The organism is Pseudoalteromonas sp. GB43 (assembly GCF_054923805.1).
The window spans coordinates 204,247-222,654 of the sequence record NZ_JBPCHJ010000002.1 but is presented as its reverse complement, the minus strand read 5'-3'; the positions used below and the strand labels follow the sequence as shown (position 1 = coordinate 222,654).

Below are 18,408 nucleotides of genomic sequence, written 5' to 3'. Positions count from 1 at the left end.
GGATTACGATGACTGACTTTCTCTTAATCGCCTATATTTTCCTTATTGCAGGCATTATTGCCGTGCCTATTGCCAGCAAACTGGGGTTAGGCTCAGTACTTGGCTACTTACTCGCTGGTATTGTTATTGGGCCAACACTGACATTTTTAAATGTTGATGTGATTGCCATCCAGCATTTTGCTGAATTTGGTGTGGTAATGATGCTGTTCATTGTTGGCTTAGAGCTTGAACCCAAAGCGCTTTGGTCAATGCGAAAACAGCTTATTGGACTAGGTGGCGGACAGGTAGTTTTATCAGCTGCCGCCTTTACGGGTATTGGTTTAGCATTTGGTCATGCTTGGCAAACAGCACTTACAATAGGCTTAATTTTATCACTTTCATCGACCGCGATTGTGCTGCAAACGCTTTCAGAGCGCGGGCTATTAAAGTCAGATGGTGGTCAAGCCTCATTTAGCGTATTACTTACTCAAGACATAGCCGTTATTCCTATGCTTGCGTTTATTCCCTTGCTTGCTTTACCTGAACTAGCGCCAGCCATTGCAGATACAGCCCATACAAGTGAAGACACTCATGCTAGTTTAAGCTTGGTGGCGGGTCTTGAGAGCTGGCAAGCAGCGCTGGTTACTTTAGGTATGATAGCGCTCGTTGTTTTTGGTGGTAACTACTTAACCGCACCCATTTTTAGATTTGTAGCACAAGCACGGCTTCGCGAATTATTTACTGCAACAGCCCTATTCTTTGTTATTGGTATCGCTTTGATGATGTCGTTAGTAGGCTTATCACCTGCGCTTGGTACTTTTTTAGCGGGTGTTGTGCTTGCAAATTCACCTTATAAACACGAACTCGAAAGTAATATCGATCCCTTTAAAGGGCTGTTGCTAGGATTATTCTTTATCACCGTTGGCGCTAGTATCAATTTTCAATTACTCGCAGATAACCTAGCTACCATTGTGCTCTTAACCAGTGCATTGATTGTAACAAAAACAGCTGTACTGCTTATTTTAGGTCGTATTTTTGGTCTTAGAGGCGCCGCACTCTGGTTGCTAGCACTGGGGCTTGCTCAAGCTGGTGAGTTTGGTTTTGTACTACTTGCTTACAGTGTCTCTAATAATGTATTGGCAGACAACATCGCCGACCAACTTTTACTGGTTGTTACTTTATCCATGCTACTTTCACCTGGGTTATATATCCTTTATCAGCGTGTGATAGCACCCCGTTTCATTTGTGAGCAACCAGGAAAAGAAACAGACGAGTTTCCCGATGATAGCCATGTGATCATTGCAGGCTCAGGCAGAATGGGTGGGCTGGTTGACCGTATTTTACAAGCTGGCGGCTATAAAACGACTGTGATTGATTACAACTACAAGCAACTCGAAGCCTTAGAGCGTGTTGGTATTCGTAATTTCTTTGGTGATGCAACTCGACCAGACTTACTCAGTGCTGCAGGCATTGAAGATGCAAAACTGCTGGTTGTTGCGCTTGATGATGCCGAACAAATCACTAAATTAGTTCGTTATGCGATGCAAAATTACCCGCATTTACATGTGGTTGCCCGCGCTGTAGACCGCCATCATGTATACGATTTATGGGCTTACGGTTGTCGAGATATTATTCGCGAAACATACGACAGTACCATGCGTATGGTCGCTCAGCTTTTGAAGCACTCGGTATTGAGCAAGAGAAAGCCCAAGAGATGGTCGATATTTTCAGTGAGTTCGATAAAGAAATGCTACGCGAAGCCGCCGATGTCTACGAAATCGGCGTGCCATTCGAAGAAAACCATGCCTATATCGAGCGGATCAACAAGATATTCGATGAAAAAGAACCCGAAATAAAACAACAAATGCGCGAGATTTGCGACCGAGTGGTTAATGGTTCGAAATAGCAAAAATATTACAATTATGGAGGAGGTGTTTTCACTTCCTCTTTTTCTTCTCATTAACTTCTCTTTGTGAAAATAATTTTAATCACAGACAACAAAGAGGCGCTTCGCGGTACACAGAGAAAACAAAAACTCTCAAAGAGGCTGCGCATTGAATAGGATAAAACGCGATATGAAATCGCTGCTACAAATTTGATGTCGTTCGTAGGAATGGCTTCAGCCATGAACTCTCAAACACCACACCTATGTAAAACGACTAGACGTAGGCGTGAAATTTATTTCGCGCGCCATGCAAGCATAACGCCTACGTAGCAGCGGCTTTATGCCGCGACATTGGTGATGGATGCGAATTATAAGGTGCGAGATTAAAATCGCAGCTACAAGTTCGTTTCTCGTAACTTACCTGAATGTGAAGATATTAAATAATGTAATAAGGAGTATTACAGCATGGAAAGGCTTAATAAAAAGGAAAAGCTGCTATCAATTTTGTTCGGATTGGCAGCAATTATTAATTTAACTGTCGGTGTTTATTCGCTTATATTACAAGGCCTAGACTGGTTAGAGTTCATTAGTTGTCTAGCAATTTCACTTATAATTTTAGCGGGTAGCTTAAACCCAAAGCTATTCTTTAAACCGGTAAAAAAATTATTTTCACCACGCTTCACTTTAGAGCCAATAATTAATTCGACTGTCTACTACACAATTATAGTTGCAGGTTGGATTTTGTTATTTGGAAGCATTCTACTAAATAGATTCTGGAGTGCTTAAATGCAGATGAAAACTCAAAAAAGCGAAATAAAACGCGATATGAAATCGCTGCTACAGACTCGCATCTAGTATCTCGAAACTCGCAAACTTTCCCCTTGCAACTCTCTAATTAAAGACAAATGTCGGATACTACAATTAAGCAAAAAAATAGCGCCGTTAGGCGCTATTTAAGTTTCATATCAACTTAGGAATTAAAAACTAAAACTTAATTTTGCGTAGTAGGTCATACCATCAAAACCATAAGGTAGTGCACGAACAGGGTATTTGAATGCTTTATTTGTAATAAAATCAAGCGCTTCATCTTCGCCTAGTTCGTCTGGCGTTACATCAAAGATATTATCAATACCCGCCGATAGCATGAGTTCGTCAGTTAGCTGATAGCCCACATTAACATCCACTAATACCGCCGATTCTACCGTGCTTGTGTCTTTAAACTCACCGGTAGGTGATAGCTCATCAGGCAAACCAATGTGGTCATTACCAAAGTATTTAACGTCTGTTTCACCATAGTAATTAAAGCGTAGCATGCTGTTGAAATCGCCACGATCGTATTCAAACGTTAGCGTTGCACGCTCACCTGGTTGACCGTCTGTCAAGAAACTACGTTGTAAATCATCAAGGGCGATTGATTCAGGAATACCCTCTGGTGCATTTACATCATCAATTTCAGTTTCGTTAATGTTACCCGCGAAGGTTGCTGAGAAATTACCGTCGTATAAATCGGTGCGGTACGAAGCAATAATATCAACCCCTTTAGTGGTTGAATCAACTGAGTTTGAGAAGTAGTTGGCTTGCTGTGCCCCTGTTGCATTAAGCGCAGCCACAGCCTCGGCACTAAATGCCACATCGTCCGCCGACATTAAGCTGCCAAGGGTAATTCTGTCTTTGATCTCTACATGATAAAAATCAACAGTTAATGATAAATCGCTGGTTACGTTATAAACAAAACCTGCACTTAAGTTTTCAGAGCTTTCAAGGCCTAGACTATCAACGCCAAGTGCTGATGGGAAATCAGAGCCCGCAGTTGCTGTGAATGACTGCAATAACACACCACCAGCACCTAGGTTTGTAGTGTAAGCAGTGTACGCACTTTGTTGCAATGATGGCGCTCTAAAGCCAGACGAAATCGCACCACGCACGGCAAAGTCATCGGTAATTTCATAGCGCGTAGCTAGCTTACCAATGATGTCATCACCGGCATCAGAGAAGTCTTCATAACGAAGCGCTGTACTTACTTGCCATGCATCCGTGATCAACGTTTCGGCATTCACATAAAATGCATAGCTGTGACGACTCTCTTTATTTGACGCTTCAGGGCGTAAACCGTTATAAGCTTGGAAACCACACTCAGCAAATACGCTGCTGTCGTTTACCGCTGGGAATGAAGTATCTGAATTAGCTAAACCACACGCATAAGACGCTTCTTCGCCCGGCACGATTTCATAATTCTCTTTACGGTATTCAGCTCCCACTGATACATATAAAGGCTCACTGCGGCCAATATCAACAATACCATTCAGGTCTGCATTTACTGTTGTTTGATCAAACCTAAAGCCACCTGAGTAGCCACCATTAGGGCCTGCATTTGCAACAATATCAGCATCGCTTGCATCAGGGTGATTCGCAACATATTCAGCAGCATACGACGCATTTAGGGTGTTTTTTGACGTGAAATCATAACTGTTTTCACCATATACGGCAGATACGTCATAGCTCCAATCTGGATTTAACTCACCGCGCAAACCAAGTGAAAACGAAATATCTTCGGCTTCGTTATCGATGCGAGGTAAAAAACCATCGCCGTATACTTGCACAACGTTCTTCGCCGCTTGGTCAAAATTACGATAAAAACCATTGCCCAATGCTGTACGGTTTGAGTATCCACCAAATGAGTAAAGCTCAGTCTCACCAAATGGTAACGCCATGTTGTAAAAAACCGAAGTAAACTCACTATCTGCGTTACCTTGCCCCCAACGAACCTCGTCAGATAGCGTACCTGCTGGTACATCAACTGAGCCACCAGTATCACGCTCTGCGCGGTTGGTGCCATCAGCATCACGGTATTCTAAAGAAAAGTTAATGAAGCCGCCTTCATCACCTAAATCAAAACCCCGGTTTAAACCCATTGAAATAGTGTCACCATCGCCTTCACCTGTGCTACCTGCTTGCACATAACCCGTTGTAACACCGGTTGAATCGTTTAACGATAAGTTGATAACACCAGCAATCGCATCTGAGCCATATTGCGCCGCAGCACCATCACGAAGTACTTCAACGCCTTTTAAAGCGGTAAGCGGAATCGCGTTCATATCGGTACCTGCAGCACCGGCACCTACAGTACCATTTAAGCCAAAAATAGATTGGTTATGACGGCGCTTACCATTGATAAGCACTAACGTTTGGTCAGGCTGTAAACCACGAAGAGTCGCTGGTCTAAATAAGTCAGAGCCATCTGACACTTGCGTGCGTGAAAAGTTAAATGAAGGAGCCGTCGCTTGCAGACTTTGGCCGAGCTCAGTAAAACCACCTTTGTTTAGGTCATCTGCATCAATTAAATCAACGGGTGATGTTGATTCGGTAGCCGTACGATTAGCAACCCGAGAGCCTAATACAGAGATTTGTTCGATGTTTTTATCTGCTTTGGCAGCAGGTGCTTGCTCAGCTGCCTGCACTGAAGTCGCAGAAACAGCCACACTGACCGCAACGGCCAGCATACTTAAAGAATGTGTTGTCATGTGTATCCTGTTGATATTCTGGCTTTCCTTAAAACAAAAGACGCCCCTTTTGGAGAAATTTAGAAAAGCACTAAGCACGTATTATTGATTTTAAAATCACAAGTTTGAAAGCTAACTCAAGCCTGCGAGTTAACCTTTACAAAACATCCTATCAACAAATCCACAAAATGAAAGAAAAAAGAGGTACGACTTAGGTATAAATATTTCTATTTATAGTATTAATAGAGTTTCAGTGGTGGGAATTATTCACTTTACAGCAGAAATAAGCAAAATAATGCAACTATCAGCTTATCTTTACTGAGGTGAGGAGTATTTACTTATCTTGTTCCAACATCGCCAGCTTTTCATCTTCAAGCATTAACGCCATAGTGGCAATTTCAGATAAACTCTCGTCTAGTGCGTTAAAGAAGGTCACAAACCCTTCGCCTAGTTTATCTGGTTCAGGGTGATTTGCTAGCGCCTGATCCCACATTGCAAAGGTGGTAAGCAAATCGAGAGTTGCTTCAAAATTATCAATAAACAATTGACCATCTTCGCTTTCATTTTCTTGTTGACCATCCGCTTGCAGTAAAAATTGTAAATCGCTGTGCCAAATTTCTTGATTCACGATATAAGCTGCAATATAGCCGCTACAAAAATCTTGCAGTGCTTGGCTTGGCTCATTGCTGTTTACTTCATTTGGATATAACTCGGCTAAAATCTTCTTTTGTTCAACTTGTGCTTCGGTCACATTATCGAGCAGCTCAATCATTGCATCGCGTGGCTCAGAATCCGTCATTAAGGTGTTGAATACCGCTTCATCATTATCAGCAATGTAATTGGCAAGCTCTGACTCTCCAAAAAACTCTGAACAGGCTAACAAACCAGACATATAGCCAAGCACTTGATCCAAACTCACTTGATTCGTTGTACTTTGACTGGCGAGATAGTTGTTAAAAACATCTGAACTTTGTTGATTGAGCATAACGTGCCTTTTCAATAATTTTAAATGGGTTTAGTTCTACACTAGCGAATCCACAAATTTTTGCAACAACTGAAATATTGTCAACTAGTTACCTGACTCAAAACAGGAAATACGCAACTCATTCTTGTGCCAATTCCTTGCGAGCTTTGAATATCAATTCGACCTTTATGTTCATGCACAATAGCATACACCATCGTCATACCCATGCCGGTACCTTCTCCTACTGGTTTAGTAGTGAAAAAAGGATCATATATTTTAGCGATGGTCTCTGCTGACATACCAATGCCATTATCTTCAATGTCGATATATATGTGTTGCTCTAGCTCATAAACATTGATAGTAATTTTTGTTTGAGAGTCTTGATTATCGCAAGCTTGTTTAGCATTAATTAAAAGATTAACAATTACTTGGCTAATAGCAGCTAGATTACACCAGCTTTGGGATATTGGGCTATATTGCGATTGCAAATGACAATTTCTTAATTGATTAGTAAGAAGTTTCACCGCACTTGTCACTGCATCTGTCATATCAGCAAACTGCATATCCTGACTTTTAGGGCGAGAAAAATTCAACAAGTTCGACACTATTTTACTAATCCGTTGCAAACCTTGTTCTGTATCATCAATTAAATCAGGTAAATCATCAGCAACAAACGCAAAAGAGTGTACTTGGTTTAGATCCACCAGCTGTTGATGAAAAGCCTCTTTGTCTATGTGATTTTCACTAAACTCGCTGCATAATTTCAGTAGCTTGCTGAAGAAACCACAGTAGCTTTTCAAACTATCAAGGTTACTCATACTATAAGCAAGCGGGTTATTAATTTCATGTGCGACTCCAGCACACAATGTGCCTAAAGTTGCCATTTTTTCAGCTTGAATAAACATAGCTTGATGATGCTCTAAATCAGCAACTTTTTGTTCAAGCTCACTATTAACAGCTACCAGAATCCGGCTTTTATCGGCAAGCAATTGTTCGGCCTCTTCTCTGATCGCTTTCTCTAATAAATAAGCTTGTTTAAAATCATCCATTTTAATCTCAAACTGTGTTTGTCTCTTTTAAAACCTAGCACAAGGCTTAATTTAAGGCTATGTTATTGATTAACGATGATTCATAGTAAAATGGCATGGCAGAGCAAATTAGCAAACAACATATTCAGGTTTTATGCATTGATGATGATGAAATAGTGCTGCGAACTCTTTTGCGGTTATTATCAGCTAACAATATCACCGTAAAAGCCTGCTCAGATCCCAAAGATGGACTTAAAACTCTAGCTAATTATAGTTTTGATGTAATTATCTGCGACATGCGTATGCCAAGCATGAATGGGGCTGAGTTTTTCGCACAGGCACTCACCATTGCTCCTGAACCACAGCGCATTTTGCTAACCGGTTACTCAGATATAGAAAACACGATTGCTGCAGTCAATATCGGTAAAATTCATACTTACATACAAAAACCATGGCAAAACGAATTACTACTAAGCAATATAAATGATGCGATAGAAAAAACATCTTTGAAACGCCAGAATCAACAGTTAGAGCAAAAAATTAAAGCGCAAAACAGCCAACTAAAAGAGCTAAACAACAACCTTGAGCAAATGGTAGAAAAGCGCACACAACAAATCCGTAAAGTATTAAAACAACTTGAAACAGTAAATGAACGAGAGAAGCATGAGCATCGCGCTACTTTTGAGATTTTATATAACTTTATAAATGCCAACCCTTACCTAGATGGAACACAAGCTCAAAATATTGCTGCTACCTGTAAACAACTAGCCACGCGCCTAGGTCTAGACAATCAACTTATAGAAATGACAGAAATGGCAGGATACTTATCACAAATAGGTCTACTTGCAATGGAGCCAGAGCTTTATAAAAAACCAACTAAAGAGCTCACTGAAACACAACGAAAACTATTTTATACGCACCCAAGTACAGCACAATTAATGCTCATGCCTGCGCCTCACTTAAGTGATGTATCTGAAGCAATTTATTACCAATTTGAACACTATAATGGGACAGGAAAACCGAAAGGGTTAAAAGGGAATGAGATTCCAAAAGCCGCGATGATATTAGCTGTAGCCCGTGATTTTTGGCAAGCCGTTGCACAACTTTCAAGCTCAGAGAGTAGTAATTTTGAAAGGGCTCGCGATCAATTACAGCTCTATAGCGGAACATACTACCACCCAAAAATTTTAGAAATATTTAATAGCTTAGAAATTAACTGTGCGAGTGTTCAAAATGTTGGCACTATGAAAATTCTTTCAGCACAAAACCTTAAAAATGGCATGGTGCTTGGTCACGCGCTCAGAAATTACGACGGTATTTTACTGTTGCCAAAAGGGCATGTATTTGGCCCTAAATCGATTAATAAACTGCAACAACTAGAATCGAAAAAACCGAACCCTTTCAGGATCATGATCAAAAATTAGCGAATAAAGTGATCACATAGTCAGCTTACTTCGTTACAATGTGATTTATATTACGATTACTTCATACAGGAGCACTCAGTGTCGCGATTTTCCGCCATTACCGATAAGCCGCACGACGGCCGATTCAACAAAAAAACGGGCATTTTACTGACCAACTTAGGGAGCCCAGACGCCCCTACTACCGCGGCACTTAGAACATATTTACGCGAGTTTTTATCAGACCCACGAATTGTCGAGATCCCGCGTTTCATTTGGATGATCATCCTTTATTGCTTTGTACTTACGTTACGCCCAAAACGTTCAGCAGCACTTTATAAAAGTATCTGGACTGAAAACGGCTCACCGCTTACTCATATTACCCGAGAGCAAAGCAAAAAGTTAGCAGCCCTTTTAAAAGACAAAGGACACCACGACACCGAAGTAGTTATGGCCATGCGCTACGGTAACCCTTCAATTGAAGCGACCTTGAAGAGCTGCGCGAAAAAGGTATCACTCGCGTGATTGTGCTGCCTATGTACCCACAATATTCAAGCACGACCATTGGCTCAACATTTGATGCAGTATCAAATGTGCTTCGCAAGTGGCGCTGGGTGCCAGAGCTGCATTTTATTAATGGTTATCACGACAACCCGACTTACATTGATGCTCTAGCCGCTAGCATTAGCGAAGATCTAAATGCCCATGGCACGCCACAAAAGTTGGTGTTTTCGTACCATGGTACACCTAAACTGTTTTTAGAAAACGGCGACCCTTACTACTGTTTTTGTATGCAAACCACCCGTTTAGTGGCTGAGAAACTTGGCTTTGAAAAAGACTTTGCTGTAACAACCTTTCAAAGCCGTTTTGGTAAAGCTGAATGGTTGAAGCCATACACAGACGCAACCCTTGAAAGCTACCCTGCTGAAGGCATTAAAGACGTTGCAATTTTAAGCCCTGCGTTTAGTGCCGACTGTTTAGAGACACTAGAAGAGCTCGAAGGCGAAAACCGCGAAAACTTTGAGCATGCAGGCGGTGAAAAGTACCGCTACATTCCAGCATTGAATACCCGCGATGACCATATCAATGCAATGTTTGAAGTGATAAAACCACTACTTAAATAACAAAAGGCCCTAGCTATTATATACAGTAACTAGGGCTTTTTTAATATTGAAGCGTGTCACTAATCTTTGCGTGTCATAACCAAAGTCACCGTACCTGCAACAATTCCCCAAAATGCAGAACCAACCGAGAACAAAGTTAGATTAGACGCTGTGACCAAAAAGGTCACGATAGCGGCTTCGGTATAATACGCCTCAGTTAAAGCTTGCTGTAAGCTACTGGCAATAGTGGCAAATAGTGCGATACCCGCCAACGCCAAAATCAATGCCTGTGGCAAGCTTGCTACCAAACCAACCAAGGTTGCCGCGAGGAGCGCCATAATAATGTAAAACACCCCACCAGCAATGCTTGCCCAATAACGTTTTCTTGGATCTTTATCAGCCTCAGGGCTCATACAAATGGCAGCGGTGATAGCCGCTAGATTAATGGCATAACCACCAAGTGGTGCAATAAATACATTTAATAGCCCGGTTACATTTAACGCTGCCGACACAGGGGCTTTATAGTGATGCGCTTTTAATACAGCAATACCTGGTAAGTTTTGCGACGTCATAGTCACAATAAACAGCGGTAAACCAACACTTATCATGGCGTTTAAATCAAACTCAGGTGCAATGTAAGCAAACTCGCTCATTTTCCACTGCCAGCTAGAGGTATCAATTTGCCCAGTTACACCTGCTATTAAAAATCCCGCCACAACCACTGCGAGCATAGCAAAGCGTGGAAAGTAACGTTTTCCACATAAATAAACAGCCACCATTAACCCAATCACTAAAGGCAGCTCGTTCATAAAGTTGAACACATCAATACCAAAATTCACCAACACGCCTGCAAGCATTGCACAGGCCAGTTGACTTGGGATCTTATTCATCATTTTTTCGAACACGCCAGTAATGCCTGACAAAAACACCAGCGCAGCGGAGAACATAAACGCGCCAACAGCTTGATTTAAGCTATAGCCTTGGGCACTTGAAATAAGGAGTGCCGCTCCGGTTGTTGACCACGCGATAAGAATAGGCACCTTGTAGTAGTAAGACAACGCAATTGAGCTGACGCCCATAGCAAGACCAAGCATTAATACCCAGCTAGCAACCAAATCAGGTGTGCCACCTAACACCATAACGACCTGATAAATAAGCGCAATTGAGCTAGTAAAGCCAATAATAACGGCCACTAACCCCGCAGTTGCTCGACTGATGAGCTGACTCATGTACACACACTCCTTGCAATTAAAAATCTACCATATCCTATGATTTGCCAGATGGCACTGTACACTTTTGTAGTATTTTAAGATTAATTTACTATACAGAAGAGGCATTTACTGCAATGCCAAACATTAACAAAATTTAATTTTCTCTCCACCTTCAAGCAATCCTTACTTAGTTAAACTGCAAACACTGACTAATTTAAGGACCAATCATGACAAAACTAATCAATCAAAATCGCCTATCTATTATTTCGTTAGCAACAATCAGTGCACTACTTTCAGGCTGTGGCAGTAGTAGTAAGAGTGAGGAACCGGTACAAAATACTCTCACTTTGCCAAGCTTATTAGTCGGTGAGGTAAGTGCGATATCAAGTAACAGTATTACAGTTAACCATCATCAAATAGCCACAAATAATGCTGACATTGAGGTGGATGACAACCACGCATTAATCAGCGATCTAAAAGTAGGTATGATGGTTGAAGTTGAAACAAATGGTAAAGAAGCAACTCAGATTGATTATGATCCAAGTTTTAAAGGGACCTGTTAGTATCAATGAACAAGGCGCTACAATTGCGGGCTTCAAGTTAAATAATTTAAATACCGAAAACCTTTCAAATGGTAGCCTGGTTGAATTAAGCGGTTATAACAATAGCCATAGTGAATTCACGGTTACCTACCAACAACCATTATCTAACAGCGCAGAATTAGAACTCGAAGGTTTCATAACAGATCTAAACACTGCCTCTTATACTTTTAAACTAGGTGATTTAACTGTTCAATATCAACAGGCAGACATCGACGGCGCATTAGAAAACAATCAATTCGTTGAAGTAGAGGGCCGCTTAGAAGGTAACTTATTAATGGCACAAGAGGTTGACGCTGAACATAACTTTACAGCTGATGACGATCTAGATACAGCGCTTTTTGGTACAATTACCTTCATCAACAATGACACTTCCTTGGTTACCCTGAACAATCAATGGCAAGTGAGTATTACCGATCAAACTAAATTTGAAGATACCACTCGCGCTACATTAACCATAGGAGATACGATAGAAGTAGATGCCATCTGGCAGCAAGCTAATAATTGGTTTTTAGCCCACGAAATAGATCTGGAGAAAAGCCACACTTCGCCTAATTTAAGCAGTAATTTTAGTGTTTCTGGCTTTGCCAATTACAGCAATGGCAACATTATTATCAATGGCATCAGCTTGAAAATCACAAATAGAACCGTTTTTGAAGATGGGTTAACAGCAGATACTCTTTCAGGTGAATGGTTAGAGCTTGAAGGTCTTATTGATGGACAAAGCTATATTGTCAGTGAAATCGAACGTGATAACAGCAATGAACCTCTTGAATTAAAAGGCATAGTAACAGTAACTGAATCGCAACAGGCTAGTTTATTCGGCTACATCAGTGAAGATAACAGCTTAGCGAGTTTTACAGAACAATATGTTGATCTAGAATGCCAGTGGGTACAAGATAACATCGTACGTGCATGTAAGCTTGATGATTAACAACAAAATACAACAATGGCAGCACTAAACGTGCTGCCAAACTAATGTCGAAATATTATGAAAAAACTAGTTTTAACTTGCCTGTGCTTAATTTCTGGCCTTGCTTTTGCTGCAAGTTCAGCCATTTTTAATATGCTAGATTCAAGCACAGCCCCTGCCCCGACTGAAGTTTTATATAACATAGAACAACACTATGCGAAGAATGCCGTTATTGTTGAGTTTGAGCTGGAAATTGAAAATGGTCAAAGCGTATTCGAAGTCACTTTATATGAAGCTAAAAAACAACGATTTATCGAATTACTTTTAGACAGTGCGGGAAAAGTAATAGAGCTTGAATATGAAGCTCCGGAGCTTGATGAACAAGAAGAAATAGCAGCTGCAAATTTGATGAGCCGTAAAGGTTACACATTACATGGTTTAGTAACACAACTAGATAGTGAGCCAACACACTACCTAATTGAAGCCCAATTAGAGCAAGACATGGGTATCACATACATGGTCGCCACATTCGTAACCAGCAAAGGGCGTCACAAAAAAGCGATTGATCTTGAGACGGGTAAGAACTTACCTTTGCTTCGTTGGGGCAATTAATGAAACTATTATTAGTTGAAGACGACCAGCAAAATCGCGAGTTTTTATACAAGGCTTTTATTGAGCAAGGCTACACATTAGATTGCGCAGAAGATGGTCAACAAGGGCTTATGCTAGCGACGTGTGAACATTACGACGCGATTATTCTAGATCGTATGCTTCCTAAGCTTGATGGTTTACAGGTATTGTTAGCATTAAGAGCAACCGGCAAAACAACGCCAGTATTAATACTATCTGCGCTAGATAAAGTAGACGACAGAGTGACAGGTTTAAAAGCCGGCGGTGATGATTATCTAACAAAACCCTTCTCTTTTTCTGAATTAGCTATTCGAGTCGAAAACTTAATAAAACGGCATACCTTTCATGCCCCACTGAGCACTAAAATTAGTCTTGCCAATTTAACGCTCGACTACAGTAATCAACGAGTTGAAGTAAACACTAAAACTGTTAATTTACAGCCCAAAGAATTTAAATTGCTTAGGTATTTATTAGATCACCAAGACAAATTAGTCACCCGTACCTTATTGTTTGAATCGGTATGGGAATATCATTTTGATCCTGGCACCAACGTTATTGACGTGCATATTGCGAGGCTTCGTAAAAAGCTCACAGAAGCGTCCGCGCAATTAGAAATCGAAACTGTTCGCGGTGTCGGCTACCGCTTAAAAGCTAGTGAGAGTTAATGTACGAAAATAACCTACGTTTGTTCGACCCAAGAAAAAGCTCAGTTTGGCGTTTAACATTGACCTTGCAGCAATTACCGCTGTTACTTTATTACTTGCGATTACTTTAATCTACCAACTGTTACTTGGCGAGCAAAGCCGTCAAGTTGAACGGCGCCTTGATGCCGAAAAAACACGTATCGAAGCGCTCGCCTCCGAATTTGACAAGCAAAGCTTTTTTCAACAGCTTGATGTTTTCAGAAGCGAAGGTGATGTTTTAATTTTTTGGCAGAGTGATTATGAACAAAGCCAGCAGCTAAGCTTTTTACCCGATAATATCCCCTCACTCCCTGAAACAGTTGTTTTTCCTGTTCTTGATACCGGACGAGGTCAAATACGCCTACTCACAACAGGCAAAGTTAAAACCGTTTATGGCAATATCGTGCTCGCCACTGCCACAGAGCATTTACAACGTTTAATCATCGATTTCAAATCAATCGCTAGTTGGACTTTTATCTTAGCAATAGCGTTAACAGGCTTGTTTGGTTACCTATTTTCTCGTCGACACTTGCGTCGTGTAAACTACTTCAATGCAACAGCCGAACAAGTCCAAAATGGCAACTTAAGCGCGCGTTTATCCCATAAAGATAAAGGTGATGAATTTGATCGTTTAGCAGCTCACATCAATACAATGCTCGATGCAGTAGAGGAAAATTTCGCTTTGGTACAGGGAATTACCGATAATATCGCTCATGATCTAAAAACCCCACTGACACGATTAAAACTTAATTTAGAGCAGCGTTTACAAAAGCTGCCAGAAATGGGCTACGAGCTTGAACAGCTCAATAGTATCATTAACACCTTTGACGCCATGCTAAAGCTCACACGTTTAGAACATGGACAGTTTCCGCTACAGCTCGAAACAATTGATAGTAGTCAACTTGCCAATGATATTAGTGAAATTCTACAACCCAGTGCCGAACAAAACGGTCAATCAATTGATGTCGCTATTTCTTCACCTTGGCAATTAAGCGGTGATCGAAACCTGTTGTTTCAAGCAATTTTTAACCTAGTCGAAAATGCTATAAAGTACGCTGGTAAGGGCGCAACGATTAAAATAATAATTGCTGAAAAAAGTATATCAGTTGTCGACAATGGTAAGGGTGTCAACGAACATGATTTACAACAGCTCACAAAACGCTTTTATCGCAGCGATCCGGCGCGTCAAAAAGAAGGGTTTGGTTTAAACGTTTTGCAACCGTACAAGCAATTTGCAACCGCCATTCACTCAACTTATTTCTAAGTTCAGAAAATGGCTTTTGTGCAAAAATAACCGAAGATTAAGCTGCGCTCTCAGCTGCTTTTTCTTGCGCTTCTGGTTTTGTGGGTTTATCAAAAATACCTAAACGAATGCGAATAAAGTGCAAAATCTCTTTAGCGACATCAATACCCAACGCACCTTCTAAGCCTTCAAAGCCTGGACTTGAGTTTGCTTCACAAATTTTAAAGTGCTGCTCATCAAACAATAAATCGATGCCTGCTACATCAAGGTTGAGTACGTTCGCTGTTTGGGTTGCAAGCCATTCAATTTCTGGCGTAATAGGAAATGACTTACCTGTGCCACCTGCACTAACATTGGCTTTAAAGTTTTTACCCTGTGAGTTACGTTCCATACATGCAACAGCACGACCACCGATAGTAAGTACTCGCAAATCACGGCCATGACTGGACTTAACAAACTGCTGTAAAATGATGTTTGCTTGTGGATTTGCAGCCTCAATCAGCTGCATTAAGTCATCAAACTCTTCTTTTGATTTTGATAAGAATACGCCACTGCCCTGCGAGCCCGATAAGGTTTTAATAACCACAGGAAAGCCAATTTGCTTTTCAACCAAATCAATATTCACCGGAAATTTAACCAACATGGTATTTGGCGTTGGTAAATTACACTCTGCAAGAATTTGCTGTGCAAATAATTTGTCTTTTACTGTTTCGATGGATTGCGAACTGTTAACACAGTACACACCTAAACGTTCAAGGTGGCGAATAATCGCTAGCGCAAAATAAGTTGTACTTGCCCCCATGCGAGGGATAACAAAATCGGGGAGCTCAACTGACTTACCATCAATTAAAATACTTTTACCGTCTTCACGGGTAATAGTTAGATCAAATTGATCTGGCGAGTAAACTTGTAAATCTATACCCTCTTCTTTGGCTGCAGCAAGTAAACGTTCTACTTCATAGGTTTCTTGCTTTAACAAGCCTTGGCTATCTTTATAAATGATCCACCCGCGCATGCTTGGTACCTCTGGTTTTTGAGTTTCGGTGACAAAAAAATGCGGATTATGCTGAGCATTCAAAGCCGAGTAAAACAAATTAATTTTATCGACACGATAATAAAAACCACTACTTAGTGATTAACCATTGACCGGGTTGTTAACTTAAGGTAAAAACTAACAATGAGTTAACATAAAAACCCGTAAGAGAAACATGTGAACAGGACGCTTGCATTAATCTTCATTCTGCCACTTACAGCATTTGCACTGAATGAATGGCACATTCAAAGTGATGGTTTTAAAACAAAACCAAGCACACAGCAGTTTGTTGCCTCATACAAAGCGCAGGCCGACCAAATAGCCCCACAGCCCATTGTGAACTTAACTGCGCCGCTTAATCAGCTATCTAATCATGCCCACGATTATCTATATAAACAAGGCCGTTTGCCTGACCAATTAGCAAACACCGCATTCAGCGAATTTGATTTAGACACCCTAAAAACCTTACAACCTGGCGATCACTTTATTTTAGTGATCGATGAATACCTTAGTTACACCGTAGAAATTAGTAACATTATTGAAGCCAGCAATGGCGATAGAAGTGTATTTGGCAAAGTCAATGATCATGCTAAAGCAGGCCATCAAGCCGTGATGACCCTCACAGAAAACACCCTACAAGGCCAATTTGATGCCGGTAATCAAAGCTACAAGTTTCAAAGCCATGGTGAGTACGGGTGGGTAACGAAGTTGTAGGTAACGGGTGTGAGTCTGTAGCTGTGATTTTACATCGCGTCCAAGAACCTAAATCCTAGCGCCCAGTGCCTAATGTATTAATTCGTAGGCGTGAAACTTGTTTCGCGCGAAATAAATTTCACGCCTACGGTATCGTATTTAGCCTTAGTAATGTGCTGGCACAAACTAACTCAAAGCTTACTGCTTCATAGCCGGCCACAAACTTGCGCCGTCGCTGTCGATTGGGCTTAAAATCTCAAGGCCTAGAATTTTGGCGATCAGCGGGTACACATCTAAATTACTTACTTCGTCTAAACGAAGGCCTTGTTTAAAGGCGGGGCCAGTGGCGATAAAGGTTGCGGCCATATCTTCGCTGTAAGCGTAACCATGAGTGCCTAGGTAACCAGCCATTTTACTGTCGGTAAACACACGAGGTGCGTCGGTTTGTAAAATAATATCGCCAACGCGCGGGCCTTTATTATAGTGATAATCACGCTTTTGCTGCTCGCTTAGCACGACGTAACGACCATCTGCGGCTTTAGCAAGCTTTTTGCTGAACCCGTTGATGTCTGCTTTGCTATCTGGTTTTGCATAATATAAAACCCGAGGGCCAGTGTTTTGCACTATGAAGTTTTCATCTTGCGGCAAGCTATCAATTTTAATGCTAAGGCTTGGATCAACAGAGGTCATTCCGTGATCAGACACAATCACCAAGTTAATGTTTTCATCAAGCGCTTTTAAACGGCTCGATAAATCAGCCATTAAACTATCGAGCTTTTGCACTGCGTCATAAGTCTCTTTGGCATCTGGGCCAAACTCATGCCCCATGCTATCCACCAGCGAAAAGTAGCTTATAACCAAACGTGGACGCTGCGCTTTTGGTAAGCTCAACCACTGAATAATTTGATCAACACGCTTTTGGTAATCACTGTGTTTTGAATAATGATAAAAGTAATCAGGCAACATACCGTTAAAGCGCGCATCTGATTCAGGCCAAAAATAGGTTGCGGCTTTTAAACCCTGCATTTGCGCTAGGTTCCAAAGCGGAATACCACTCACCCAAGTGCTATCATCTTTCCCTTTCCCCATTTTGTAACAGTCGTTGCGCTCAGTATCACAAAAGCGGTTCTCGACAATGCCATGATTAACCGGCAACAAGCCGGTAATAATCGACAAATGATTCGGGAAGGTTTTGGTCGGGTAAACAGGACGCATTTTGCTAGCTCGTACGCCCTGCTCACTGATTGCTTTTAAGTGTTTTGCATGGTGTTTTTCAATATAATCCCAACGAAAGCCATCTATCGAAATAAGGACCACAGATTGCTCTTGCTCCGCTTTTACAGCCGAGCTAAACATTAATATACCCGCTAAAACTAATTGCCAAATACGCATGCGAAACCCTTTTAGTTCAATTTTTTAATTTGCTCAGAAACGTTACCAAACTGTTTTGAAAATTTTGTGATCATGCTCTCAAGCTTTTTCACACTACGCTTTAAACGTGAGCCGTTTATTAGGCTATAAATAAAGCCCCAAACGCCTGTAAC

Annotated in this window: 15 protein-coding genes and 1 pseudogene; 10 read left to right on the top strand and 6 right to left on the bottom strand. The window is 41.2% G+C overall.

Annotated features, from left to right (window positions below):
* The first annotated feature begins 8 nt into the window (after positions 1-8).
* On the top strand, positions 9-1,835 hold the full coding sequence (locus ACRWSG_RS18300; RefSeq protein WP_462167108.1) for a monovalent cation:proton antiporter-2 (CPA2) family protein: 1,827 nt from the start codon (positions 9-11) through the stop codon (positions 1,833-1,835).
* 494 nt (positions 1,836-2,329) lie between these two features.
* Complete coding sequence (locus ACRWSG_RS18295; RefSeq protein WP_054553447.1) at positions 2,330-2,650, top strand: hypothetical protein; 321 nt, start codon at positions 2,330-2,332, stop codon at positions 2,648-2,650.
* 191 nt (positions 2,651-2,841) lie between these two features.
* Here the strand turns inward: ACRWSG_RS18295 and ACRWSG_RS18290 are convergent, their stop codons facing one another.
* The 3 genes from ACRWSG_RS18290 to ACRWSG_RS18280 all read right to left on the bottom strand — a co-directional run bounded on the left by ACRWSG_RS18290 (position 2,842) and on the right by ACRWSG_RS18280 (position 7,377).
* Positions 2,842-5,385: a TonB-dependent receptor plug domain-containing protein gene (locus tag ACRWSG_RS18290; RefSeq protein ID WP_462167107.1), complete on the bottom strand. Its 2,544-nt coding sequence runs from the start codon at positions 5,383-5,385 to the stop codon at positions 2,842-2,844.
* Between the two features lie 313 nt (positions 5,386-5,698).
* The gene (locus tag ACRWSG_RS18285; RefSeq protein WP_054553445.1) at positions 5,699-6,349 is read right to left on the bottom strand and encodes a UPF0149 family protein; all 651 of its coding nucleotides are present in this window, start codon (positions 6,347-6,349) and stop codon (positions 5,699-5,701) included.
* Positions 6,350-6,429: 80 nt separating this feature from the next.
* On the bottom strand, positions 6,430-7,377 hold the full coding sequence (locus ACRWSG_RS18280) for a sensor histidine kinase (RefSeq protein WP_462167106.1): 948 nt from the start codon (positions 7,375-7,377) through the stop codon (positions 6,430-6,432).
* 95 nt (positions 7,378-7,472) lie between these two features.
* Here ACRWSG_RS18280 and nosR point away from each other — a divergent pair, with 95 nt between their 5' ends.
* Together nosR and hemH are read left to right on the top strand one after the other, a co-directional pair.
* Positions 7,473-8,780, top strand: a complete 1,308-nt coding sequence (gene nosR, locus ACRWSG_RS18275) for a response regulator c-di-GMP phosphodiesterase, NosR family (RefSeq protein ID WP_138599364.1) — start codon at positions 7,473-7,475, stop codon at positions 8,778-8,780.
* 78 nt (positions 8,781-8,858) lie between these two features.
* Positions 8,859-9,880, top strand: a pseudogene (hemH, locus tag ACRWSG_RS18270) (ferrochelatase).
* 59 nt (positions 9,881-9,939) lie between these two features.
* Here the strand turns inward: hemH and ACRWSG_RS18265 are convergent.
* Positions 9,940-11,088, bottom strand: a complete 1,149-nt coding sequence (locus tag ACRWSG_RS18265; protein WP_138599365.1) for a benzoate/H(+) symporter BenE family transporter — start codon at positions 11,086-11,088, stop codon at positions 9,940-9,942.
* Between the two features lie 209 nt (positions 11,089-11,297).
* Here ACRWSG_RS18265 and ACRWSG_RS18260 point away from each other — a divergent pair, with 209 nt between their 5' ends.
* The 5 genes from ACRWSG_RS18260 to ACRWSG_RS18240 are packed head-to-tail and all read left to right on the top strand — an operon-like array spanning position 11,298 to position 15,159.
* The gene (locus ACRWSG_RS18260; RefSeq protein WP_462167105.1) at positions 11,298-11,633 is read left to right on the top strand and encodes a DUF5666 domain-containing protein; all 336 of its coding nucleotides are present in this window, start codon (positions 11,298-11,300) and stop codon (positions 11,631-11,633) included.
* Positions 11,605-12,603, top strand: coding sequence for a DUF5666 domain-containing protein (locus tag ACRWSG_RS18255; RefSeq protein WP_462167103.1), 999 nt, complete (start codon positions 11,605-11,607; stop codon positions 12,601-12,603). Before ACRWSG_RS18260 ends, ACRWSG_RS18255 begins: the two co-directional genes overlap by 29 nt.
* A 57-nt stretch (positions 12,604-12,660) precedes the next feature.
* On the top strand, positions 12,661-13,194 hold the full coding sequence (locus ACRWSG_RS18250; RefSeq protein WP_054553439.1) for a hypothetical protein: 534 nt from the start codon (positions 12,661-12,663) through the stop codon (positions 13,192-13,194).
* Complete coding sequence (locus tag ACRWSG_RS18245; RefSeq protein WP_138599367.1) at positions 13,194-13,877, top strand: response regulator transcription factor; 684 nt, start codon at positions 13,194-13,196, stop codon at positions 13,875-13,877. Before ACRWSG_RS18250 ends, ACRWSG_RS18245 begins: the two co-directional genes overlap by 1 nt.
* 46 nt (positions 13,878-13,923) lie before the next feature.
* Complete coding sequence (locus ACRWSG_RS18240; protein ID WP_462167102.1) at positions 13,924-15,159, top strand: sensor histidine kinase; 1,236 nt, start codon at positions 13,924-13,926, stop codon at positions 15,157-15,159.
* 37 nt (positions 15,160-15,196) lie between these two features.
* Here the strand turns inward: ACRWSG_RS18240 and ACRWSG_RS18235 are convergent, their stop codons facing one another.
* Positions 15,197-16,153 (bottom strand): ATP-grasp domain-containing protein, encoded by a 957-nt coding sequence (locus ACRWSG_RS18235; protein ID WP_371351512.1) that lies wholly within the window; start codon positions 16,151-16,153, stop codon positions 15,197-15,199.
* A 195-nt stretch (positions 16,154-16,348) separates the two neighbouring features.
* On the opposite strand from ACRWSG_RS18235, the gene ACRWSG_RS18230 reads away from it, so the two are divergent.
* Positions 16,349-16,885, top strand: coding sequence for a hypothetical protein (locus ACRWSG_RS18230; protein WP_138619797.1), 537 nt, complete (start codon positions 16,349-16,351; stop codon positions 16,883-16,885).
* 177 nt (positions 16,886-17,062) lie between these two features.
* Here ACRWSG_RS18230 and ACRWSG_RS18225 read toward each other — a convergent pair whose 3' ends face one another.
* Positions 17,063-18,256, bottom strand: a complete 1,194-nt coding sequence (locus tag ACRWSG_RS18225) for an alkaline phosphatase family protein (RefSeq protein ID WP_187489853.1) — start codon at positions 18,254-18,256, stop codon at positions 17,063-17,065.
* Positions 18,257-18,408: the final 152 nt, after the last annotated feature.